This is a genomic window from Nocardia sp. NPDC049190 (genome assembly GCF_040648115.1).
Lineage (GTDB): Bacteria > Actinomycetota > Actinomycetes > Mycobacteriales > Mycobacteriaceae > Nocardia.
Map to the genome: position 1 here is coordinate 120915 of NZ_JBEZDE010000002.1, position 19105 is coordinate 140019.

General features: G+C 66.8%; 18 protein-coding genes and 1 tRNA gene. 6 read left to right on the forward strand and 13 right to left on the reverse strand.

What is annotated here, in order from left to right:
* Nucleotides 1-36: 36 nt before the first annotated feature.
* The 5 genes from AB0B25_RS02545 to AB0B25_RS02565 all read right to left on the reverse strand — a co-directional run bounded on the left by AB0B25_RS02545 (nucleotide 37) and on the right by AB0B25_RS02565 (nucleotide 4707).
* Nucleotides 37-112, reverse strand: a tRNA-Ala gene (locus AB0B25_RS02545).
* Nucleotides 113-200: 88 nt separating this feature from the next.
* Nucleotides 201-1409, reverse strand: a complete 1209-nt coding sequence (glpR, locus tag AB0B25_RS02550) for a gephyrin-like molybdotransferase receptor GlpR (protein WP_357173593.1) — start codon at nucleotides 1407-1409, stop codon at nucleotides 201-203.
* 273 nt (nucleotides 1410-1682) lie between these two features.
* Complete coding sequence (locus AB0B25_RS02555) at nucleotides 1683-2333, reverse strand: GNAT family protein (RefSeq protein WP_357173596.1); 651 nt, start codon at nucleotides 2331-2333, stop codon at nucleotides 1683-1685.
* A 12-nt stretch (nucleotides 2334-2345) separates the two neighbouring features.
* Entirely contained in the window at nucleotides 2346-3602 is a 1257-nt protein-coding gene (glp, locus tag AB0B25_RS02560) for a gephyrin-like molybdotransferase Glp (protein WP_357173599.1), read from the reverse strand.
* A 148-nt stretch (nucleotides 3603-3750) separates the two neighbouring features.
* Nucleotides 3751-4707 carry a UTP--glucose-1-phosphate uridylyltransferase gene (locus tag AB0B25_RS02565; protein ID WP_357174131.1) on the reverse strand — a complete coding sequence of 319 codons (957 nt, stop codon included), beginning with the start codon at nucleotides 4705-4707 and terminating at the stop codon, nucleotides 3751-3753.
* A gap of 68 nt (nucleotides 4708-4775) precedes the next feature.
* Here AB0B25_RS02565 and AB0B25_RS02570 point away from each other — a divergent pair, with 68 nt between their 5' ends.
* The 4 genes from AB0B25_RS02570 (at nucleotide 4776) to mscL (ending at nucleotide 7033) form a co-directional block, all read left to right on the forward strand.
* Nucleotides 4776-5384 (forward strand): 5-formyltetrahydrofolate cyclo-ligase, encoded by a 609-nt coding sequence (locus AB0B25_RS02570; RefSeq protein WP_357173602.1) that lies wholly within the window; start codon nucleotides 4776-4778, stop codon nucleotides 5382-5384.
* Nucleotides 5385-5452: 68 nt separating this feature from the next.
* Complete coding sequence (locus AB0B25_RS02575) at nucleotides 5453-5755, forward strand: FmdB family zinc ribbon protein (protein ID WP_357174134.1); 303 nt, start codon at nucleotides 5453-5455, stop codon at nucleotides 5753-5755.
* 88 nt (nucleotides 5756-5843) lie between these two features.
* Entirely contained in the window at nucleotides 5844-6506 is a 663-nt protein-coding gene (locus AB0B25_RS02580; RefSeq protein WP_357173604.1) for an SAF domain-containing protein, read from the forward strand.
* Nucleotides 6507-6631: 125 nt separating this feature from the next.
* The gene (gene mscL, locus AB0B25_RS02585; protein ID WP_357173606.1) at nucleotides 6632-7033 is read left to right on the forward strand and encodes a large conductance mechanosensitive channel protein MscL; all 402 of its coding nucleotides are present in this window, start codon (nucleotides 6632-6634) and stop codon (nucleotides 7031-7033) included.
* A 74-nt stretch (nucleotides 7034-7107) separates the two neighbouring features.
* Here mscL and AB0B25_RS02590 read toward each other — a convergent pair whose 3' ends face one another.
* The 8 genes from AB0B25_RS02590 to AB0B25_RS02625 all read right to left on the reverse strand — a co-directional run bounded on the left by AB0B25_RS02590 (nucleotide 7108) and on the right by AB0B25_RS02625 (nucleotide 15585).
* On the reverse strand, nucleotides 7108-7779 hold the full coding sequence (locus tag AB0B25_RS02590) for an MspA family porin (RefSeq protein ID WP_357173609.1): 672 nt from the start codon (nucleotides 7777-7779) through the stop codon (nucleotides 7108-7110).
* Between the two features lie 66 nt (nucleotides 7780-7845).
* On the reverse strand, nucleotides 7846-8523 hold the full coding sequence (locus AB0B25_RS02595; protein WP_357173612.1) for an MspA family porin: 678 nt from the start codon (nucleotides 8521-8523) through the stop codon (nucleotides 7846-7848).
* Between the two features lie 330 nt (nucleotides 8524-8853).
* Nucleotides 8854-9522, reverse strand: coding sequence for an MspA family porin (locus tag AB0B25_RS02600; protein WP_357173614.1), 669 nt, complete (start codon nucleotides 9520-9522; stop codon nucleotides 8854-8856).
* A gap of 69 nt (nucleotides 9523-9591) precedes the next feature.
* Nucleotides 9592-10266 carry an MspA family porin gene (locus AB0B25_RS02605; protein WP_357073039.1) on the reverse strand — a complete coding sequence of 225 codons (675 nt, stop codon included), beginning with the start codon at nucleotides 10264-10266 and terminating at the stop codon, nucleotides 9592-9594.
* A gap of 705 nt (nucleotides 10267-10971) precedes the next feature.
* Nucleotides 10972-11466: a MogA/MoaB family molybdenum cofactor biosynthesis protein gene (locus AB0B25_RS02610; protein WP_357073042.1), complete on the reverse strand. Its 495-nt coding sequence runs from the start codon at nucleotides 11464-11466 to the stop codon at nucleotides 10972-10974.
* A 101-nt stretch (nucleotides 11467-11567) separates the two neighbouring features.
* Entirely contained in the window at nucleotides 11568-13004 is a 1437-nt protein-coding gene (locus AB0B25_RS02615) for a trypsin-like peptidase domain-containing protein (RefSeq protein ID WP_357173617.1), read from the reverse strand.
* A gap of 426 nt (nucleotides 13005-13430) precedes the next feature.
* Nucleotides 13431-14819: a HAMP domain-containing sensor histidine kinase gene (locus AB0B25_RS02620; protein ID WP_357174137.1), complete on the reverse strand. Its 1389-nt coding sequence runs from the start codon at nucleotides 14817-14819 to the stop codon at nucleotides 13431-13433.
* 79 nt (nucleotides 14820-14898) lie between these two features.
* Nucleotides 14899-15585: a response regulator transcription factor gene (locus AB0B25_RS02625; RefSeq protein WP_357173620.1), complete on the reverse strand. Its 687-nt coding sequence runs from the start codon at nucleotides 15583-15585 to the stop codon at nucleotides 14899-14901.
* Nucleotides 15586-15943: 358 nt separating this feature from the next.
* Here AB0B25_RS02625 and AB0B25_RS02630 point away from each other — a divergent pair, with 358 nt between their 5' ends.
* Nucleotides 15944-18697: an ATP-binding protein gene (locus tag AB0B25_RS02630; RefSeq protein WP_357173623.1), complete on the forward strand. Its 2754-nt coding sequence runs from the start codon at nucleotides 15944-15946 to the stop codon at nucleotides 18695-18697.
* Nucleotides 18694-19104, forward strand: a complete 411-nt coding sequence (locus tag AB0B25_RS02635) for a roadblock/LC7 domain-containing protein (RefSeq protein ID WP_327110218.1) — start codon at nucleotides 18694-18696, stop codon at nucleotides 19102-19104. Before AB0B25_RS02630 ends, AB0B25_RS02635 begins: the two co-directional genes overlap by 4 nt.
* Nucleotide 19105 lies beyond the last annotated feature (1 nt).

Below are 19105 nucleotides of genomic sequence, written 5' to 3' on the forward strand. Positions count from 1 at the left end.
GGGCAAATGAAGCAAGTGTTCGCGCAATGGCAAACATGGTGGAGCTAAGGGGAATCGAACCCCTGACCTTCTCGATGCGAACGAGACGCGCTACCAACTGCGCTATAGCCCCGTGCGGCTCCGGAGAACCGCGCTGTGACACTGTATCAGGCCACCCGCCGCGTCTCCGAATCGGTGGTCTGAACTGCCCGGATAGTGTCTCAGGCGCCCGCGGCACGGCGGATGTTGCGCCCGGTGCGGGTGCGCAGAGCGCGGGCGGTGGCCGGATCGAAGGGATCGAGGTGGTCGAACATCGGGTCCTCGTCATCGGACTCCACGAGCACTGACCGGCGACGGAGGGCGCGAGCGGTATCGCGGTCCATACTGCTGTGCGGTTCCGGGACGCCGGCCCGGCGCTGACGGTTGCCCGCTTCGCCGTGCTGTCGGCCACGGGTGAGACGGGCGGCGCGCCTGCGGCGGATCTCCTCCTCCATTCGCACCTGCTTGCGCAGATAGGCCAGATAGCCCACCAGCACGATCGCGGCCAGCCCACATGCCCACCACAACAGTGCGGTGAACACCACCGCAAGCGCCCCGCACAGAATGGCGGCGAGTATCAAGCCGAGCACCGCCCGCTGACGAAAGCCGTAGCGGGCCGCGCGGGCGATCGCGTCGGCCTCGGGGTCGAAGCCACCGCGACCACGCCGAGAGGGCACGAATTCTGGTTCGTACCAATGATTTTCGTCGTGCTCGTCATACTCGTCGTACTCGAAATCGTCCAGGCGGGCGGGCGCGGCGCTCCACACGGGAGGTATCCTGGCCGCGACCGGTTCGAAATGGCTTTCGCCCACACCGCCATCATCAGCCGCCGAGTCATTCCATGCAGCCAGTTCCGCGGCTTCGTAGTCCTCCGACTCGTCGTCGCCCGGTTCGGCGAAATCGCGGTCGAGGTCGGCCCCTTCGTCGTCCGCTTCAGCGCCATCGGGGTCGCGGTCATCGGATTCGCCGGCGCGGAAGTCGCGGTCGGCCACCTCGTCGTCGCCCGGTTCACCGATGTCGAGGTCGGCCAACTCTACGTTGTCCGATTCGGCGTCAGCGATGCCGGATCCCGCGGCCTCGGCGGCCGCGGTCACGTCTTCCTCGTCAGCCTCGGTGACGGACTCGTCGGCCGGTGTCGTCATCCGGTCCTCCGCATCATCGCTGTGGGAATACTTTCTCGGTACGCGGCGGGGCCGCCAGTTCGGATCGGTTTCGTGCCCGGCAGCCGGGCCTTTTCTGAGTCGTCGTTTTCCGCCGCCGCGATGCAGGACTCTGGTCGCCAGCGCGGCGTCGGTGGTCCTGCGTATTCTCGGGTGTCGGTCGGCAAGGATCGGGAACAGGACGAAGACCCAGAGCACGACCAGTCCGATCCACAGGATCGAATTCGGCATCTCGGTCAGCACCTCCGTCCCCGCCTGGATTTTTCCGGCTCGGCCCGCGAGCGGTGCGTAACACGCCCCGCGTCCGCCGGCCTCCATCCGACACTGCGGCGTGGATACCGGTCGCCTCGCAGGCTCCCTGCCGGTGTTGCAAGACGCACCACCGACGTCCGTAGGCTAATTCCGGGTAGCGGTCCGGTCCGGCAGGCGCGCCGTGCACATCCGCCACACCTGTCACATTTCCACCAATTTCACCGCGCGTCGGTTGCACCGGGCGCGTCGGATTCACGGCAGGGTGGCGCGCCCCTCTCGAACCAGGCGGTCCAGAACTGTTCCCGTCAGTTCCTCGACCGTCAGACCGACCAGCAGGTGATCCCGCCACGCTCCGTCTACGTCGAGGTAGCGTCGAAGCAGCCCTTCCTCCCGGAACCCGACATTGCGCAGCACCGCCTGGCTGGCCAGATTCTCCGGCCGCACGGTGGCCTCGACACGATGCAGACCGACCGACTCGAAACAGTGATCCAGGCCGAGCGCGAGCGCCGCGGTCGCGACACCTTGTCCGCTGAGGTCCTTGGCCACCCAGTAGCCGATCCAGGCCGAGCGCAGTGCACCCCGCACGATGTTGCCGACGGTCAACTGCCCGCTGAAGGCGCCGTCCACCTCGATCACCAAGGGGATCATCGCGCCGCGGCGCGCCTCCGCCTTCAGACTCGACCACAACGCGGGCCAATTGGACGCGTGATTGCGCGCCTCCCACGCCCCGCGTCCGGTCGGCTCCCACGGCTCGAGATGCGCCCGGTCGCGCAACCGAATCCGACTCCACGCCGCCGCGTCACGCAATCGCACCGGACGCAACGTCACCTGCCCGGCCTCGACCCGGACCGGACCGAGTCGCGCAGGCCATCCCGGATGCTGCGTGGCCCGGAACACGTTCATGGACTCCACGCCTCAGCCACGCTGTGCGAGAAAGGCGACCTGAACCTCGTCACCAGTGCGGATCTCGGCGTCGTCCGGGTCGATCACGATCAGGCTGTTCGCCTCGGCGAGCGTCGCCAGCAGATGCGAGGACGTGTTCGCACCGCCGAGCGGTTGCACGAGGTATTCGCCGGTCGCCTCATCGCGCAGGAGCTGTGCGCGTAGATACCCTTTGCGCCCGACCATGGAACTGATCGGGGTGATCGTCCTGGCGCGCACGATCCGGCGCATGGGCTGCCTACGTCCCAACGCGATTCGGATCAGTGGTCGCACCATCACCTCGAACACCACCAGCGCACCGACCGGGTTGGACGGCAGCAGGAAGGTCGGCACCTCGTCCCGGCCGAGTCGGCCGAAGCCCTGCACCGATCCAGGATGCATGGCCACCCGGGTGATTTCGAGTTCACCGAGCCCTTCGAGCGCCTCGCGAACCTGCTCGGAAGCCCAGCCACCGACCGCGCCCGCGATGACGACAACTTCCGACCGCACCAATTGCCCCTCGACCACATCGCGGAGGCGCCGTGGATCGGCACTCACGATGCCGACACGGTTCACATCCGCACCCGCGTCCCGTGCGGCCGCGGCCAGCGCGTAGGAGTTCACGTCGTAGACCTGTCCGGGGCCGGGCGTGCGATCGATATCGATCAATTCACCACCCACCGAAATCACCGACAACCGCGGACGCGGGTGCACCAGCACCTTGTCCTGCCCCACGGCGGCAAGCAGACCCACCTGGGCTGCGCCGATGATGGTGCCGGCGCGCACTGCGACATCGCCCGGCTGGACATCGTCGCCGATGCGCCGCACGTAATCGCCGGAGCGCACCGGCTCGTACACCTTGATCCGGGCCCGCCCACCGTCGGTGAAATCCAGCGGGAGCACCGCGTCGGCCAGCGTCGGCATCGGAGCACCGGTGTCCACCCGGACCGTCTGTCGCGGCTGCAGCCGAATCGGCTGCCGCGATCCGGCCACCACCTCGCCGACCACCGGAAGGGTCAGATCGACGAGATCGCCGTCCTCGTTGCGGATGTCGGCGCCCGCGGAGGCGACGTCCACACTGCGCACCGCGTAGCCGTCGATCGCGGCCTGATCGAAGCCGGGCAGCGGCCGCTCGGTGACCACGTCCTCGGCGCACAGCAGGCCGTGGGCCTCGGAGATCGCGACCCGGACCGGGCGAGGCGCGACCGCCGCTGCGGTCACCTTGATCTGCTGATCCTCAACCGAGCGCATCCAGCCCTTCCTGATCCTCTCCCGCACTCCATCCGACTCCGCCGCACCATGATCGCGATCCCGACGCGGCACAACCGCGTTCGCGCACACCGCGGTGGACCCTCATTCGTACCCGACGGTCCACTCTCGGCGAAACCCGACAGGCTCGTCAGTCGTAGGTCGTCAGCTGCGGATCCCAGTCCGGACCGAGTCGGTGCTGCAGCCACTCGCGCAAGGCGGGGCCGTACTCCGCTCGTTCCAGCGCGAAATCGACCGCAGCTCGAAGATAACCGCCCGGGTTGCCCAAATCGTGGCGCGACCCACGGTGCACCACCACATGAACCGGATGACCTTCGGAAATGAGCAGTGCGACGGCGTCGGTGAGCTGTAGCTCGCCGCCGGCGCCCGGCTCGATCCGGCGCAGCGCGTCGAAGATGGCGCGATCCAAGAGGTATCGGCCCGCGGCGGCGAAGGTCGACGGCGCGTCGGCAAGGGCGGGCTTCTCCACCATTCCTTTGACCCGCAGCACATTCGGGTTCACCGCGTCCGGCACCGGCGCCACATCGAAGACGCCGTAGGCGCTGACCTCGTCCTTTGGTACGTCGATGGCGCACAGCACCGTTCCACCGCGCTTACGGCGCACCCGGCTCATCACGTCGAGCACGCCGCACGGCAGCACGAGGTCGTCCGGTAGCAGCACCGCGATGGCGTCCTCGTCATCGTCGAGGACCTTCTCCGCCTGGGCAACCGCGTGGCCGAGCCCGAGTGGCTCTTCCTGCACCACGGAGGTGACGTCGAGCAGCCCAGGCGCCTTGCGCACCTTCTCCAGCAGATGGAATTTGCCGCGCTCGGCGAGCGTGCTCTCCAACACCAGGTCCTCGACGAAGTGCGCGACCACGCCGTCCTTGCCCGGCGAGGTGACGATCACCAGCCGCTCGGCGCCGGAGCTGGCAGCCTCGGTGGCGACAAGTTCGATCCCGGGGGTGTCCACCACCGGAAGAAGTTCCTTCGGCACCGTCTTGGTCGCGGGGAGGAATCGTGTTCCGAGCCCGGCCGCGGGCACCACGGCTGTGCGGAAGCACGACACCAGCGCGGCGTCACCAGGCTGTCCGGCCTTTGCTGTCATACGCATACCCTATCCATCCATCACGCCGCCGGACCGGCGTCGCGCCGACCCGATACCGGGGTGAGCCTATGGTGATCACCGTGGAGATGCCCGGCGAGCGTGCCAAACATGCGTGGCGCGCCGAACTGCTCGCCCGGCGGGCCGCGGTGAGCGCCACCGATCGCGCGAACGAGGCGATCGCACTGGCCGCCGCGGCTGGTTGCCTGGACGCACGTGCATGGGTCTGCGCGTATGTACCGGTTGACGCCGAGCCGGGCTCCCCAGCGATGTTGGACGCACTACGAGCGGGTGGCGCGCGGGTGCTTCTGCCGGTCACCGGTCCTCCGGGTCCGCTGAGCTGGGGCGAGTACACCGGCCCGGACAGTCTGCGTAGAGCACGCTTCGGGCTGCTGGAGCCGACGGGCGCGGTACTGCCCCCTCCGACCGTCGGCCGGGCCGAATTGATCCTGGTCCCGGCGCTCGCCGTCGACCGGCGCGGCGTCCGGCTCGGACGTGGCGCGGGCTACTACGACCGCACGCTGTCGGCCGCACGCGCGGATGCCCGCCTGGTCGCGGTGGTCCGGGACGACGAACTGGTCGACCGCCTCCCCGAGGAACCCCATGATCTGCGCGTGGGTTGGGCATTGACGCCGCGTGGCGGCTTGCGACGGCTGGGCGGCAATAGCATCGCGGAATGAAATACTGATTGGCGGTGTTGGCACTGTCGGCTGTAGAGTGCCAGATTGACGAACCCGCGGAGGATCCTGTGCCAACTTATTCGTATGCGTGCACCGAGTGTGACAACCGCTTCGATATCGTTCAGTCCTTTTCCGACGAGGCCCTGAGCGTCTGCTCGGAGTGCTCGGGGAAGCTGCGCAAGCTGTTCAACTCGGTCGGCATCGTTTTCAAGGGCAGCGGTTTCTACCGCACCGACAGCCGTGGTGGCGCTTCCACCGCGAGTGACCCCGCCAAGTCCGACAGCGGCTCGAACAGTTCTTCGGCTCCGTCCACCGAATCCGGCGCGTCGAGCGGTTCCGCCACGGCGGCCAGCACCGCTGTCGCCAGCTGATTCGAGGGTTTCCACAGCCCATTCGGGCTATCCACAGTCCGCCGTTCTCCCCGCCGGGTCCGTGCGTCTGCGGCCATAGGATCCGACCATGACTCGCGCACTAGCCACTCTCGGCCGGGGCGGCTGGGACTCGGTGTGGCAACGCCCACCCTGGGCCGATGCCGTGCTCGCTCGACGGCTGCTCGCCGCCGCCTTCGCGGTGCTCGCAGCCGTCCTCTTCTTCCGCGGCGATCCCAGCACCGAACGCACGACGGTCGTGCTCGCAGGTCGAGATCTGGCGCCGGGACACCTGATCGCCGCGGGCGACCTACGTTCGGCGCCGCGCGAAGCGGGCACTCTGCCAGCCGGCGTGGTGATTGATCCGGCCGCGCTGGTCGGAGCCACTCTGACCGGCGCCATGCGGGAGGGCGAGGTTTTCACCGATCTGCGCGTCGTCGGCCCACGGCTGGCCGCCGCGGCCTCCGGCACGCGGGACGCCAGGATCGTTCCGATCCGCTTGGCCGACACCGCGGTCGCCGAGATCCTGCGCGCGGGCGACCGCGTCGACGTGGTCGGCGCGGAGGAAACCGCCGGACCAGGCGCCCGATCGGTACGGCCCCTTGCTACCGACGCCGCCGTCATCCTGGTCGCCGGCCCCGGCGACGGACGCGGCGCCGCCGAACGCGTAGTGCTGGTCGCCACGGACGCCGAACACGCCACTGCCGTGGCGCTGGCCTCGCTGCACACCGCACTCACCGTCGTCTTCCATTGACCGACATACCGACCGAACCAGTTCGCCAGTAATTTGCCATTACCGTCTACTAACATCTGGCATACCGGCAGGCGGGGACCGCCGAGCACGACTGGTCAGCTCCACACGAAGAGGAGACATCGGCAATGCTCAAGGGTTTCAAGGAGTTTCTGTTCCGCGGAAATGTCGTCGACCTGGCGGTTGCCGTGATCATCGGTACGGCGTTCGTGGCGATTATCACCGCGTTCAGTAGTGGTGTCGTCAATCCGATTCTCGCCGTCTTCGGCGGCAGCGACGAGGTCGGGCTCGGTTTCCGCCTGATTGCCGACAAGCCAGCAACGTTCGTTCAGGTCGGCCCGATCATCACAGCCCTGATCAACTTCATCATTATCGCCGTAGTGCTGTACTTCGTGCTCGTGGCGCCGGCAACAAAGATAAAGACGCGGCGGTCCGACGACTCCGCCTTGACCGATTCGGACGTACTGATCCAGATCCGCGATCTTCTCGCCGAGGCCAGGGCCAGCGAAGGCGGACGGCACGAATTCTGAAATCCACTGTGCTACACGCGAAAGGGCCCGCCACGACGGACCCTTTCGCGTGTGGTCGGAGGGTTGCCCAGCGCTCAGCCGAGGCTGAACGGCGCTCCCCACAACGTCACCCAGGTGCTGACGTTCTCGGTCTCGACCTCGACGCTGACAAACGCCCGCGCCTGCGCGTAGCCGCCGCAGCCGGACAGACCGATGGTCTCATCCGCCCAGGTGACCGAGCCGTGGGTGCCTTTGAACCTGATATTCGTCCGGTGTGCCGAGTTGCCGAAATCGTCGGCCTGCTCGAGGTCGAGGACATAGAAGGACTTCGCCTGACCAGGACCCAGCGACAGATTGCCGCCGGAGTTCGCCCCGACCGAGGGGCGCATATTCTGCCCGTCACTCCAGTCCACACCGGCGTCGGCACCGCCGGTAGCGCCGCCGCCCGCGATGTTGACCTGGCAGCCGACGGTGTAACCGGGAAAGAGGAAGCCGCCCGCGGCGCCGGACAGCTCGACCTGAGCGCTGCCCGATACCCACGCGTTGCGATGCAGTGGGGTCGAGCCCATGGACGGATTGATGTTGGCCGACTCGTTGACCAGACGAATCGTCACCACGGTGCCATCGGACAGCGTCTTGGTGAGCTCGCCGCCCGGCAGCGGAACGAAGGTATCGGCATTCGCCGCACCGGTCGAGAGCAAACCCAACGCGATGGCAGCAGATGCGCACAGCCCGACCGCGCGTGCCGACTTCTTGTGGTCGATCATGATGTTGTTACCCCTCCAGAATCGAGTTCGCCTCGGCGAAAAGAGTTTTGACGAATCCGGTCGGCGTCAGCCGATGCTGAACGGCATCCCATACAGCGTGGTCTTCGAGTAGTCATCACCGATGATCTCGACAACCGTGTAGGAACGCGCCTGGGCATAGCCGGCGCAGCCTTGGACTTGGATCTCGGCATCCTGATACTCGACGGCGTACACGCCGGGCTTGAGGATGTCCTTGTAATCGAGGCTGACGAACCGGACCTCGCCGGGACCCAACTGCAACCCGATCGAACCGCCGAGACTCGCGCCGCTGACATTGACACCGCCGGACACGCCCGCGGAGATGGCGTCATCAGCGATGCTGACCTGGCAGCCGACGACATAGCCGGTGCTGATCTGCGAAACACCATGGGTCGACGAATTATTGGTGCCCGGCGCATTTCCCGGGCCATTGGTGGGCCCGATCACCCCTTCGGGCGTGACGGATACGTCGGCAATGGCATTCCCCGTCACCCACACGACACGGCCGGCACCGTTCGCGGCCAGGGAAGGGGAGATCAGGGCGCGTTCACCCACATGAGTGAGAGTCACGCCGGGGCCGTACTTCTGGCCGTCCGGCAACGGCACGAAGACATCGGCATTCGCGGCACCGGTCGAGAACAAACCAGTGGCAACGGTTGTCGCGGCGGCAGCACCAGCGATGCGAACAGCTCTGGACAGTCCGTTGGTGCGGCGGTAGTTGGTCATACTTTCCTCGTCAGGTTGCGTCTGTCCACCCTGGGGTGTTGGGGTGGGCAGCTCGCTCGAGGCCGACGGCGCCCGGTGGGATGTGCTGTCCACTAGGCGGTCCGCCGACATCGCAGGTCGAGCGATCGCGGCCCGTACACTATTATTCGGCACCAACCAGACTTTTCAGGAATTTCAGGCAAGCCACGTCGAACCGCCGACGATCCGCAAGCGATCCGGTTAGGATCGCGAGTGATGTTTCACAGCACTCGGTTTCACAACGAAATGGGCCCGCCGCAGATGCGACGAGCCCATTTCGTTGGCGTCGGCGGGCTTTTCACCCGCGATCACTCAGCCGAGACTGAAAGGCTTACCCCACAGCGTCACCCAGGTGACGACGTTGTCGGTCTCCACCTCGACGCTGATGAACGCCCGCGCCTGCGCGTAGCCGCCACAGCCGGACAGACCGATGGTCTCGTCGGACCAGGTCACCGAGCCGCTGGTGCCCTTGAAGGCATTACGGGTCTTGTGCACCTCGTTACCGAAGTCGTCGGCCGCCTCTTGGTCGAGGACATAGAAGGACTTCGCCTGACCAGGACCCAACGTCAGATTGCCACCGGAGTTGGCGCCGACGCCGCCGGTGACGCTCTCGCCACTCCAGTCCACGTTGCCGTCGACCCCGCCGGTGGCGCCGCCGCCCGCGATGTTGACCTGGCAACCGACGGTGTAACCGGGGAAGATCTTGCCGCCGGCGGTGCCGGACAGCTCGACCTGAGCGCTGCCCGATACCCACGCGTTGCGATGCAGCGGGGTCGAACCCATGGACGGATTGATGTTGGCCGACTCGCCGACCAGACGAATCGTCACCACGGTGCCATCGGACAACGTCTTGGTGAGCTCGCCGCCCGGCAGCGGGACGAAGGTGTCGGCGTTCGCCGCACCGGTCGAGAACAGGCCCATGGCCACGGTGGCAGCGGCGCCGACACCGGCCATCCGTGCCAAGTTCTTACGGTTGAACATGGTTGTTACCCCTCGAGGGTTGAGTGAGTCCGCTTCAGCGGGAAGGTGGTTCGTTGGATTCGACAGATGTCAGCCGATGCTGAACGGCATCCCGTAGAGCGTGGTCTTCGAGTAGTCGTCACCGATGATCTCGACAACCGTGTAGGAGCGCGCCTGCGCGTAGCCCGCGCAGCCCTGGAGCTGGATCTCGGCGTCCTGGTACTCGACGGAGTAGACACCCGGCTTGAGGATGTCCTTGTAGTCGATCTGAACGAACTTGACTTCACCCGGGCCCAGGTTCAACCCGATCGATCCGCCGGCGCTGGCGCCGCTGAGGTTGACGCCACCGGACACGCCGGCGGAGATCGCGTCATCAGCGATGCTGACCTGGCAGCCGACGATGTAGCCGGTGCTCAATTGAGACGCGCCGTGCGTCGAGGAGTTGTTGGTGCCGGGGCCTCCGGCTGCACCATTGTTCGGGCCGATGGAGCCCTCCGGCGTGACGGAGACGTCGGCAATGGCGTTGCCCGATACCCAGACAACGCGGCCAGCGCCATTGGCCGCCAGCGACGGCGAGACCAGAGCACGCTCCCCCGTCCTGGTGATCGTCACGCCAGGTCCCACCTTCTGGCCGTCCGGCAACGGCACGAAGGTATCGGCGTTGGCAGCACCGGTCGATAGCAGTCCCATGGCAACTGCCGCGGCGGCGCCGACGCCTGCGACGCGGGCACCGCGACGCAGGCCGTTGGTGCGGTTCTCGCTCATACTTCCCCTCATCAGGTTCAAACAGTCAGCCTCGACCATCGAGGCTGGACTGGTCCCTCTCAGGCCCAGCTCAGTGTGTCCATACATTGTTGCCGATGCGTAACCGGCTGTAAGTTCGACGCAACGACCTGGCTGGCTATGGAACCGAGCCAGGTTCCGTCAAGGTCGTCACACCGCGCGATACTCCGGGCCTGGTGGGATCCAGTTGTGGTGGCTCGATGGCGAACATTAAACGCTCGCCAACAACGCTGCAACGCAAGCTTTCGTAAAGTTCAAAGTGGCGTAACTCACAGTTGCGACCATTCTGACATGCCATGACGTGCATAAATGCCCAACCGCTACCGACGGCCGACCCATGCCATTCGTCATTCGTCACAACAGCGCCAGGGACCGAATACGGGACAGGACCGTAAATCTATCCGGCGGGATTACTTTCAGAAGGAAATGATTGCGCGTGGATTATGGCATCCGGGAGCGCTAATACGTAGCTACTACGTAGATAGCCTGCTCAACCGTGATGCGGAGGAACCTGCGCGCGGAGCCAATCGTCGGAGGATCGACGATCGTCGCGGTCGTCGTCGCGCTCGTCACGGGTGGTCTCGGGCAGGGTCGAACCGAAAATCTTCGCTAGACGCGCAGCATCCCTCGCCCGGCCAATCGCCGGGCGAGGGCTGTCCGGGTTGTCCGGGGGTGGCGTAGTGGTGATTACTCGACCAATCCGGACAACTCGCCGATCACCCTGCTGGCGAGCGGGCCGAGTGTCGCCATGCCATCACGAACCGCGGAGCGGCTGCCGGGCAGATTGACCACCAGAGTGCTTCCGGACACGCCTGCCACCCCACGGGAAAGGCCCGCATCCAGTGAGCCCGCCACCCGGCCGGAGGAACGCAGCGCCTCACTGATGCCCGGCAACTCACGGTCGAGCACCTGCGAGGTGGCCTCCGGCGTGACGTCCCGCGGGGACATGCCGGTGCCGCCGACCGAGATCACCAAGTCGACGCCGCCGATCACCGCGGTATTCAACGCGTTACGAATCTCCACCTCGTCGGCCTGCACCGACACCGACGCGTCCACGAGGAAACCGGCCTCGGTGAGCAGCTCGGTAACCAGCGGACCGAGCGAGTCAACACCTCCATGCGCCGTTCGATCGTCGACGACCACCACCAGAGCACGCCCCGCCACAGGAGCATCGATTTCCATGCTGCTCACCGTAGCGCCTGCGTCGAGCAACTCGGCCTCCGCGCTGCGAACGTCGCCGTCGACACCGATCAGCCGGGTATGTCCGCCCGGCAACACCCGCATCATCGGCCACCGTCCGCGGGCGCGCCGGAGAGGGTCACCTCGACGGTCTTGGCGTTGTTGCCTTGTTCATCGGTGTAAGTGACCTTCACTTTGTCTCCTGGTTGGTGCGAGCGGACCGCGGCGACGAGCGCGTCGCCGGAATCGATCGGCCGGTCATCGAGTTTGGTCACGACCACTCCCGAGGGAAGGCCGGCACGAGCGGCAGGACCATCCGACGTGACGTCGCGAACCTTCGCGCCGGAGACCGTCTGAGCCGGATCCTGCTGACGCGCGACGCTGACGCCCAGCTGCGCATAGGTGGCCCTTCCGTTCTTGATGAGTTCGTCGGCGACCCGGCGGGCCTGATCGACCGGGATCGCGAATCCGAGCCCGATGGATCCGGTCTGACCGCCGGCCATCTCGGTCGGCCCGAGTGTCGCGATCGCGGTGTTGATGCCGATGAGCTTGCCGCTGCCGTCCACCAGCGCACCACCGGAATTTCCCGGATTGATCGCGGCATCGGTCTGAATCGCGTCGATCACCGGACTGACTCCACGACTTTCCCCGCTCCCGTCACCGGATGTCACGACGGGTCGGTTCAACGCCGAAACGATGCCGGTGGTGACCGTCCCGGCCAAGCCGAGCGGCGAGCCGATCGCCACAACCGGCTGGCCGACCTGCAGATTCGCCGAGGTGCCCAGTTCGATCGGAGTGAGACCGTTCTTGCCGGAGACCTTGATGACCGCCAGGTCGGAGACCGGGTCGGCCCCGATCAGCGTGGCCGGCGCGGTGCTGCCGTCGGAGAACATCACGTTCATCTTGGCGTCCGGTCCGCCACCCGCGGCGACGTGGTTGTTGGTGAGAATGAGGCCGTCCGCGGACAGCACCACCCCGGAGCCCTCGCCTTCGGCTCTGCTACTGGCAACCTTGATCATGACCACGCTGGGCAGCACCTTCTGCGCGACCGCCTGGGTGGAGCCGGCCGGGGCGTTGGCCACGTTACTGAAGTTCGGCTTCGGCGCGTCCAGTGCGTTGGTCACCGGCGCGCGGCCGTCGTCGGTCCGGGTTGCCAGCGCGCCCACCACGCCACCGAGGCCACCGCTGACCAGCGCGAGCGCCACCGCGCCCGCGACAAGGCCGGTGCGGAACGAGCGGTCGGGCGACACGTGGTGCGCGCCATAAGCGGCGTTCGGCTGGGGGAAGGGACCTGTGGCGTACTCCGGACGGGAGAACTGCGCGGTCGGATGGTGCGCCATAGGGTGCTGCGCGTCGTGCGGGACGTAACCGGGACCGGGCGCATCCTGCGGCCCGAATACGCCCCCGACCGGCGCGGGTCCGGCTTCGCCACCGAACGGGGCGCCGGCCGCCGGGCCGTAGAGTTGCTCGGTCGGCCGATCCCCCGACCCGGCACCCGCCGTCCCCGGCTCCTCCCGGCGATCCTTCGAATCCTCGGTCATCGATTCCTCGTTTCTCCTCACGTCTGTCGACCACTGTGGCCGCGGCGACTGAGAGCGGACTGAGACCGTGCTTTCAGTTTTCCGAGATGTGCGATTGCGGTGGTGTGCATTGCGTCGCACTGGTGGACTTCGACCGCCAGGCGACAACCACCGGCCACTCCCATCGTCCCGTCGAAAATTACGATACGCAGCCCGCCGGCACCCCGCTCCCCGGCGGTTCACCACGCGCCCCGGCGATACGCCGCATCACGCGGCGAACCGGAATCCGCCACAACAAATCCCCGCCGAAACAATGCTCGAAGTACCACACAGTCGACGAATATTCGGCACCAACACGATCATCGCGGTGGAAATTCGCCGCCATTGTGCTGTCGACCCACCGGATCGGGCCGACAGCCGCATCCGGACAAAGCGCGATGGTCACTTTCACTCGTCCACATCGTTCGCCCCCGCCTCGCCGGGGAGAACGATGCGGACCACCGCGCCACCGCGATCCGACGTATCGATCGCGATAGTCCCGCCATGCTTCGTCACCACCTGCTTCACGATCGCCAAGCCGAGACCGGAACCGGGCATCGACCGCGATGACGTGGTCCGATAGAACCGCTCGAACACCAGCTCACGCTCCGCGACGGGAATTCCCGGTCCCGCGTCGTCAATGGACAATTCGAGCAGGCCGGGACCGCTCTCGCGCATAGCGAGGCGGACCTGGGCGCCGCTGGGGTTCCACTTCGCCGCATTATCGAGCACATTGAGCACCGCGCGCTCCAACCCGGCCTCGTGCCCATAGACGAACCACGGGCGCAGGTCCGCGACGAACTCGATTCCCGTCCGGCGGCGCCGGGCGCGCCCGAGCGCGTGCTCCACCACTTCGCCGAGATCCACCCGTTCGTAGACGGTTTCCGGCGCGTCCTCGCGTGCGAGATCGACCAAGTCGCCTACCAGGGTCGACAGCTCTTCGATCTGGGCGAGGACGTCTGCCCGCAAGCCGGCCATGTCCTCGTCCGGTATTCGAGGGGCGCCAGGACGACCCGCGGCGATCAGCAGCTCGGTATTGGTACGCAATGACGTGAGCGGAGTACGCAATTCGTGGCCGGCGTCGGCGACCAGCCGGCGTTGCCGATCGCGAGACTCGGCCAACGCGCGCAGCATCGTGTTGAAACTGTCCGTGAGTCTGGCCAGTTCGTCATCGCCGGTCACCGGGATCTGCGTCAGGTCGTCGGTGCGGGCGATTCGCTCGGTGGCCGCTGTGAGCCGCGCGATCGGTCGCAGTCCGGTGCGACCGACCGCCGTTCCCGCCGCGGCGGCCAGCACGACGCCGCAGCCGCCGACTACGAACAGCAACCAGGCGAGCCGGTCGAGCACCTCGCGAGTCGGGTCGAGTCGCTGCGAGATGACCAGCGTCGCACCCGAGTTCGTGCCTACGGCCAGCACACGCTGATTGCCGACGGTGCGCAGCGACGAACTCAGCTCGCCCTGCGCGACCTCGAGTTCCTGGTTCCCGACCGGAGGATCGGTCGATTGCGGCGGCGAATACGGCCTCAGGTCGGGAAAAATCAGGGCGATGCCGGTGTCGTTGTAGAAGGCGGTGGCGACCATCAGATTCTGGATGTTGAAGCCGTACGGGTTGCTGGCGATCACGGCGCTGGCCCTGGTGCGCAACTGCGCGTCCACGTCGGCATACAGTGCCCGCGCGACCAGGGCGTAAGCCGCGATCGACGTCACGGCCACCGCGATCGCCACCACGGAGGCGGCGAGGAGGGTCACTCGCCAGCGCAGCGAGATCGAACGGGTCAACGGCATCGGTGGTCGCATGTCGCGGTGTTCGACCGGTCCGTTGCCGAGTGCGGCGACAACGGGACGCTTGGGAGTGGTGCGTGCCATGATCGCCGGCCTACGGAGGAGTTTCCCGCAGCACGTAACCGACGCCGCGCACCGTGTGGATCAGCCGGGACTCGCCTTCTGCCTCGGTTTTGCGGCGCAGGTAGCCGATGTAGACCTCGAGAGCGTTGCCCGAGGTCGGGAAGTCGTAACCCCACACTTCCTCGAGAATGCGGCTACGGGTGAGTACCCGGCGCGGATTCGCCATCAGCATTTCCAGCAGGGCGAACTCGGTGCGCGTGAGACTGATCTGGCGGGCAGCGCGGGACACCTCACGGGTCACCGGATCCAGCGACAGATCGGCGAACTTCATTGCCTCCGACACCTCGCCCGGATCGGCGGTGGTCCGGCGAAGCAGAGCACGCAGCCGCGCGAGCAATTCCTCCAGTGCGAACGGTTTCGGCAGATAGTCGTCAGCCCCGGCATCGAGTCCGGCAACTCGCTCGGATACCGAATCCCGTGCTGTCAGAACCAGAATCGGCAAATCATCACCCGTACTGCGCAAGCGTCGGCAGACCTCCAGCCCGTCCAGCCGGGGCATCATCACATCCAACACGAGGGCGTCCGGCCGCTGGGCGGTTGCTTTCTCCAGCGCGTCCACGCCATCCACCGCGAGATCGACAGAGTAGCCGTTGAAGGTAAGCGATCGGCGCAGCGATTCCCGGACGGCGCGATCGTCGTCGACTACCAGAATGCGCATGCCACCAGTTTGACCGCATCGACTGAGAGGTAACTGAGAGGACACCGCCGACACGCCGCGGCGTGTCGGCGCCGAACCGCCTTCGGCGCGGCACACCGACAGACCCCGGATGACCAGCGGCTTCCACCGTGGTGTCGAGGCGTCGAGGCGACCCTAACGCATTCTGACGTGAATCATGTTCTCTATAGCCATATTCGGCAATTTGCGGGCAGGGTCCCCCGGATTGCCGATGATCACTCTGCACGGTATGTTCCGTGCGGTAAAAAGAAGACCTCTCGTTGGTTCTTTGCGGGTTGAATCAATACTGAACAGCCACGCGCGGCCGAGGTCACTCGCGAAGCGGAGGCGACGGAAGCGGATGGAAGCTGCACCGCGGTCCTGGCAATTCACCCTGTCGAACTGGTCGGTAACCCGCAAGGTCGGCATGGTGCTTGTCCTTCCCGTGCTGCTGGCGACCGTCTTCGCCGTGCTTCGAATCAACAATGAACTGCGTACCATGGGGCAGTTGGACGCTGCCACCGAGCAGGCCATCATCATCCGCCCGATCGTCAAGTTCGGTTCGGCCACCGAGCAACTCGGCGTGATCGCGACTGCCACCTGGGGCAATACCGCCGATCCGCAGACCGACGCGGCGCTGACGAAGTTCGACAAGGGGCTGGCCGATCTGGAGGCCGCGCTGCACACCACCAAGGCCGGCAGCCGAGTCACCTCGGAACTCGCCTCCGCCGTCGCGACCGGTACCACCATGCGCAACAGCCTGCGCAACGGCTCGCCCGCGATGGTCGGTGAACAGGCTGACGAGATCATGGTGCGGATCGGAAACGCGCTCGCGCTGTCGCCCTCCGTCGACGACCTGGTCATCCAGCGGTACTTTCAGCAGCTGGCCTCGGTGCAGACCGCGCGGCGCATGCTCACCCAGCAACGCATGTTGGTCGGCTCGCCGGACGCGGGCCGCAACTCGAGCGTGCGGCCGCGCGTGTTGGTCGCGGCGGGCGCCGAGGTCACCATGATCTACCAGTACGCGCAGATCCTGCCGGACTACGCGGGCAATATGCGCCCGCTGCTCGACGCGGTGCAGACCCGGCTGGGCACCTTCAGTCAGAACGTCGCCGACCCGGCGACCCATCCCGCGGTGCTCGACTCGCTGCTGGTCAGCTCGGACACCTACGAGAAGACCACCGCGCAGCTGATCGACACCATCGACAAAGCCCTGGCGGAGCGCACCATCGAAGCGCAGACCGGCGCGCTGCGCGAGACAACGATCGTGATCGGCATGCTGCTCGCGGGCCTGGCATTGGCCTTGTCCGTTGCGCGCACCCTGGTCGTCCCGGTGCGCCGGCTGCGTCGCGACGCGCTCGAGGTCGCGCACGTCAAGTTGCCCGACGAACTCGCCGTCGTCCGTGCGGGCGGCGCCACTCCGGAGATCACCCCGGTCGCGGTGCACAGCACCGACGAGATCGGCCAGCTGGCCCGCGCCGTCGACGAGATCCACGAGCAAGCCCTCAATCTCGCCGCCGATCAGGCTCGGTTGCGCCTGCAGATCGGGAACATGTTCGAAACCCTGTCCCGCCGCAGCCAATCGCTGGTGGAGCAGCAACTGGCCCTGATCGAGAACCTCGAACACGACGAAGACGATACCGACCGGCTCCAGAGCCTGTTCCGTCTCGACCACCTGGCCACCCGGATGCGCCGCAACGGTGACAACCTGCTCGTGCTGGCCGGCACCGCGTTGCGCCGCGGCCTGCTGCACCCGGTACCGCTGTCGGACATGCTGTGGAGCGCGGTCTCCCAGGTCGAGGACTACCAGCGGGTGGAGATCGGGACGGTTCCCGACGGCATCGTCGCGGGCGAACCAGCGGTCGACATCGAGCACCTGCTCGCCGAGTTGATCGACAACGCACTGCGCTACTCCCCACCGACCACACCGGTGACAGTGATGGTGTCTCGCGCCGTCGATGGCGGCTACCTGATCGAGATCACCGATCGCGGCCTCGGTATGTCCCCGGAAGACCTGCAGACCACCAATGACCGGCTCGCATCCGGTGGCGAGGTCACCGTCGAGACCGCGCGCCGGATGGGTCTTTTCGTGGTCGGCCGATTGGCCAAGCGGCACACCATCACGGTGAGTCTGCGGCGCACCTCGACGACGACGCAGCAGCCCGGTGTCACCGCCAGCGTGCATCTGCCCGGCACCTTGGTCGCACCGCCGATGGACACCACCGACCCGGCGGGCAAACCGCTCGACCTCACCGCGGAGCATCAGCTGCCCGCCTTCACCGCCCCGCCCGCCGGGACGCAGCGGAACCTGGTGCCGGTGCCCAGCCTGCCGCAACGCGATACCGCGCGCTTCGGCGTGACGAGTTCCGGACTGCCACAGCGCCGACCAGCCATCCGGGTCGCCGAGGTCGCCGACCAGCCCCTGCCCTCCGCGCCGGTCGGCCGCACCGACAACCCGGCCGATCAGCCCGCCACCCAGCCGTGGCCGGTGATCACACCCCGTGCGGACGCCGATCGCACGCCGACCGGTTCGCTCGGGCCGACGGCAGCCGCCGCCACGCAGTCCCGCCCCGAGAAGCAGGCGTCCGCGCACACCGATCTGTGGACCGAGATCGACGACAGCACCGGTCCGAGCCCGACCGTGCCGCGAGAGACCGCCGCACCCCAGACCACCGCCGGATCCGGCCTTCCGATCCGGAAGCCGGCCGTACCCGCCGATCCGCCGCAGGAAGGGACACCCGAACCCGCGACGGCAACGTCCACCCGACTGCAACCGGTCGCGGGCGCGTCGCCGACGCCGATCTACCAACGCATGGTCTCGGAATGGCTGGTCGAGCCCTCGGCCGCGCAATCGTCGGACAGCGCTTGGTCGTCGCCTGGTGACGCCGGCTGGGTGGCCGCCGAGGACGCCAGCCACCCGACGACGACCTCGCGCACCGTCGGCGGCTTGCCGATTCGTCGGCCGGGCGCCCAGCTGGTGCCCGGCGGCCTGACACCGGCGGACGAAGCCGCGCCGCGCAATCCTGAAGAAATCCGCAACAACCTGACCAGGCATCTCAGTGGGGTCCGCAGCGGGCGGGCCAATGCGCAGTACAACGACGGAGGGCTTGCATGACCAACGCGAACAACAGCACCACAGACGAGAATCTGAACTGGCTGGTTGCCCGCTTCACCCGGGACGTCCCCGGGGTATCTCATGCGGTGCTGGTGTCGGCGGATGGCTTGTTGCAGGCCACCAGCCCGAATTTGCCGAGTGACCGGGCCGAGCAGCTCGCCGCCGTCACCGCCGGCCTGGCCAGCCTCTCCATGGGCGCGGCTTCCCTGTTCGACGGTGGAAAGGTGATGCAGTCGATCGTGGAGATGCAGCGCGGCTACCTGCTGGTGATGAGCGTCGGCAACGGCTCGCACCTGGCCGTGCTCGCGAACAAATCGCACGATATCGGCCGCATAGGCTACGAAATGGCACTGTTGGTCGACCGGGTGGGCTCGGTGGTCACCGCCACCGCCCGTACCGCTGTCTGAG

Bases quoted from the DNA above. Each gene is read 5' to 3' on its own strand.
- glpR (WP_357173593.1), bottom strand. From the start codon at position 1,409: ATGCCGAATTCGATCCTGTGGATCGGACTGGTCGTGCTCTGGGTCTTC.
- AB0B25_RS02555 (WP_357173596.1), bottom strand. From the start codon at position 2,333: ATGAACGTGTTCCGGGCCACGCAGCATCCGGGATGGCCTGCGCGACTC.
- glp (WP_357173599.1), bottom strand. From the start codon at position 3,602: ATGCGCTCGGTTGAGGATCAGCAGATCAAGGTGACCGCAGCGGCGGTC.
- AB0B25_RS02565 (WP_357174131.1), bottom strand. From the start codon at position 4,707: ATGACAGCAAAGGCCGGACAGCCTGGTGACGCCGCGCTGGTGTCGTGC.
- AB0B25_RS02570 (WP_357173602.1), top strand. From the start codon at position 4,776: ATGGTGATCACCGTGGAGATGCCCGGCGAGCGTGCCAAACATGCGTGG.
- AB0B25_RS02580 (WP_357173604.1), top strand. From the start codon at position 5,844: ATGACTCGCGCACTAGCCACTCTCGGCCGGGGCGGCTGGGACTCGGTG.
- mscL (WP_357173606.1), top strand. From the start codon at position 6,632: ATGCTCAAGGGTTTCAAGGAGTTTCTGTTCCGCGGAAATGTCGTCGAC.
- AB0B25_RS02590 (WP_357173609.1), bottom strand. From the start codon at position 7,779: ATGATCGACCACAAGAAGTCGGCACGCGCGGTCGGGCTGTGCGCATCT.
- AB0B25_RS02595 (WP_357173612.1), bottom strand. From the start codon at position 8,523: ATGACCAACTACCGCCGCACCAACGGACTGTCCAGAGCTGTTCGCATC.
- AB0B25_RS02600 (WP_357173614.1), bottom strand. From the start codon at position 9,522: ATGTTCAACCGTAAGAACTTGGCACGGATGGCCGGTGTCGGCGCCGCT.
- AB0B25_RS02605 (WP_357073039.1), bottom strand. From the start codon at position 10,266: ATGAGCGAGAACCGCACCAACGGCCTGCGTCGCGGTGCCCGCGTCGCA.
- AB0B25_RS02610 (WP_357073042.1), bottom strand. From the start codon at position 11,466: ATGGAAATCGATGCTCCTGTGGCGGGGCGTGCTCTGGTGGTGGTCGTC.
- AB0B25_RS02615 (WP_357173617.1), bottom strand. From the start codon at position 13,004: ATGACCGAGGATTCGAAGGATCGCCGGGAGGAGCCGGGGACGGCGGGT.
- AB0B25_RS02620 (WP_357174137.1), bottom strand. From the start codon at position 14,819: ATGCGACCACCGATGCCGTTGACCCGTTCGATCTCGCTGCGCTGGCGA.
- AB0B25_RS02625 (WP_357173620.1), bottom strand. From the start codon at position 15,585: ATGCGCATTCTGGTAGTCGACGACGATCGCGCCGTCCGGGAATCGCTG.
- AB0B25_RS02630 (WP_357173623.1), top strand. From the start codon at position 15,944: ATGGAAGCTGCACCGCGGTCCTGGCAATTCACCCTGTCGAACTGGTCG.
- AB0B25_RS02635 (WP_327110218.1), top strand. From the start codon at position 18,694: ATGACCAACGCGAACAACAGCACCACAGACGAGAATCTGAACTGGCTG.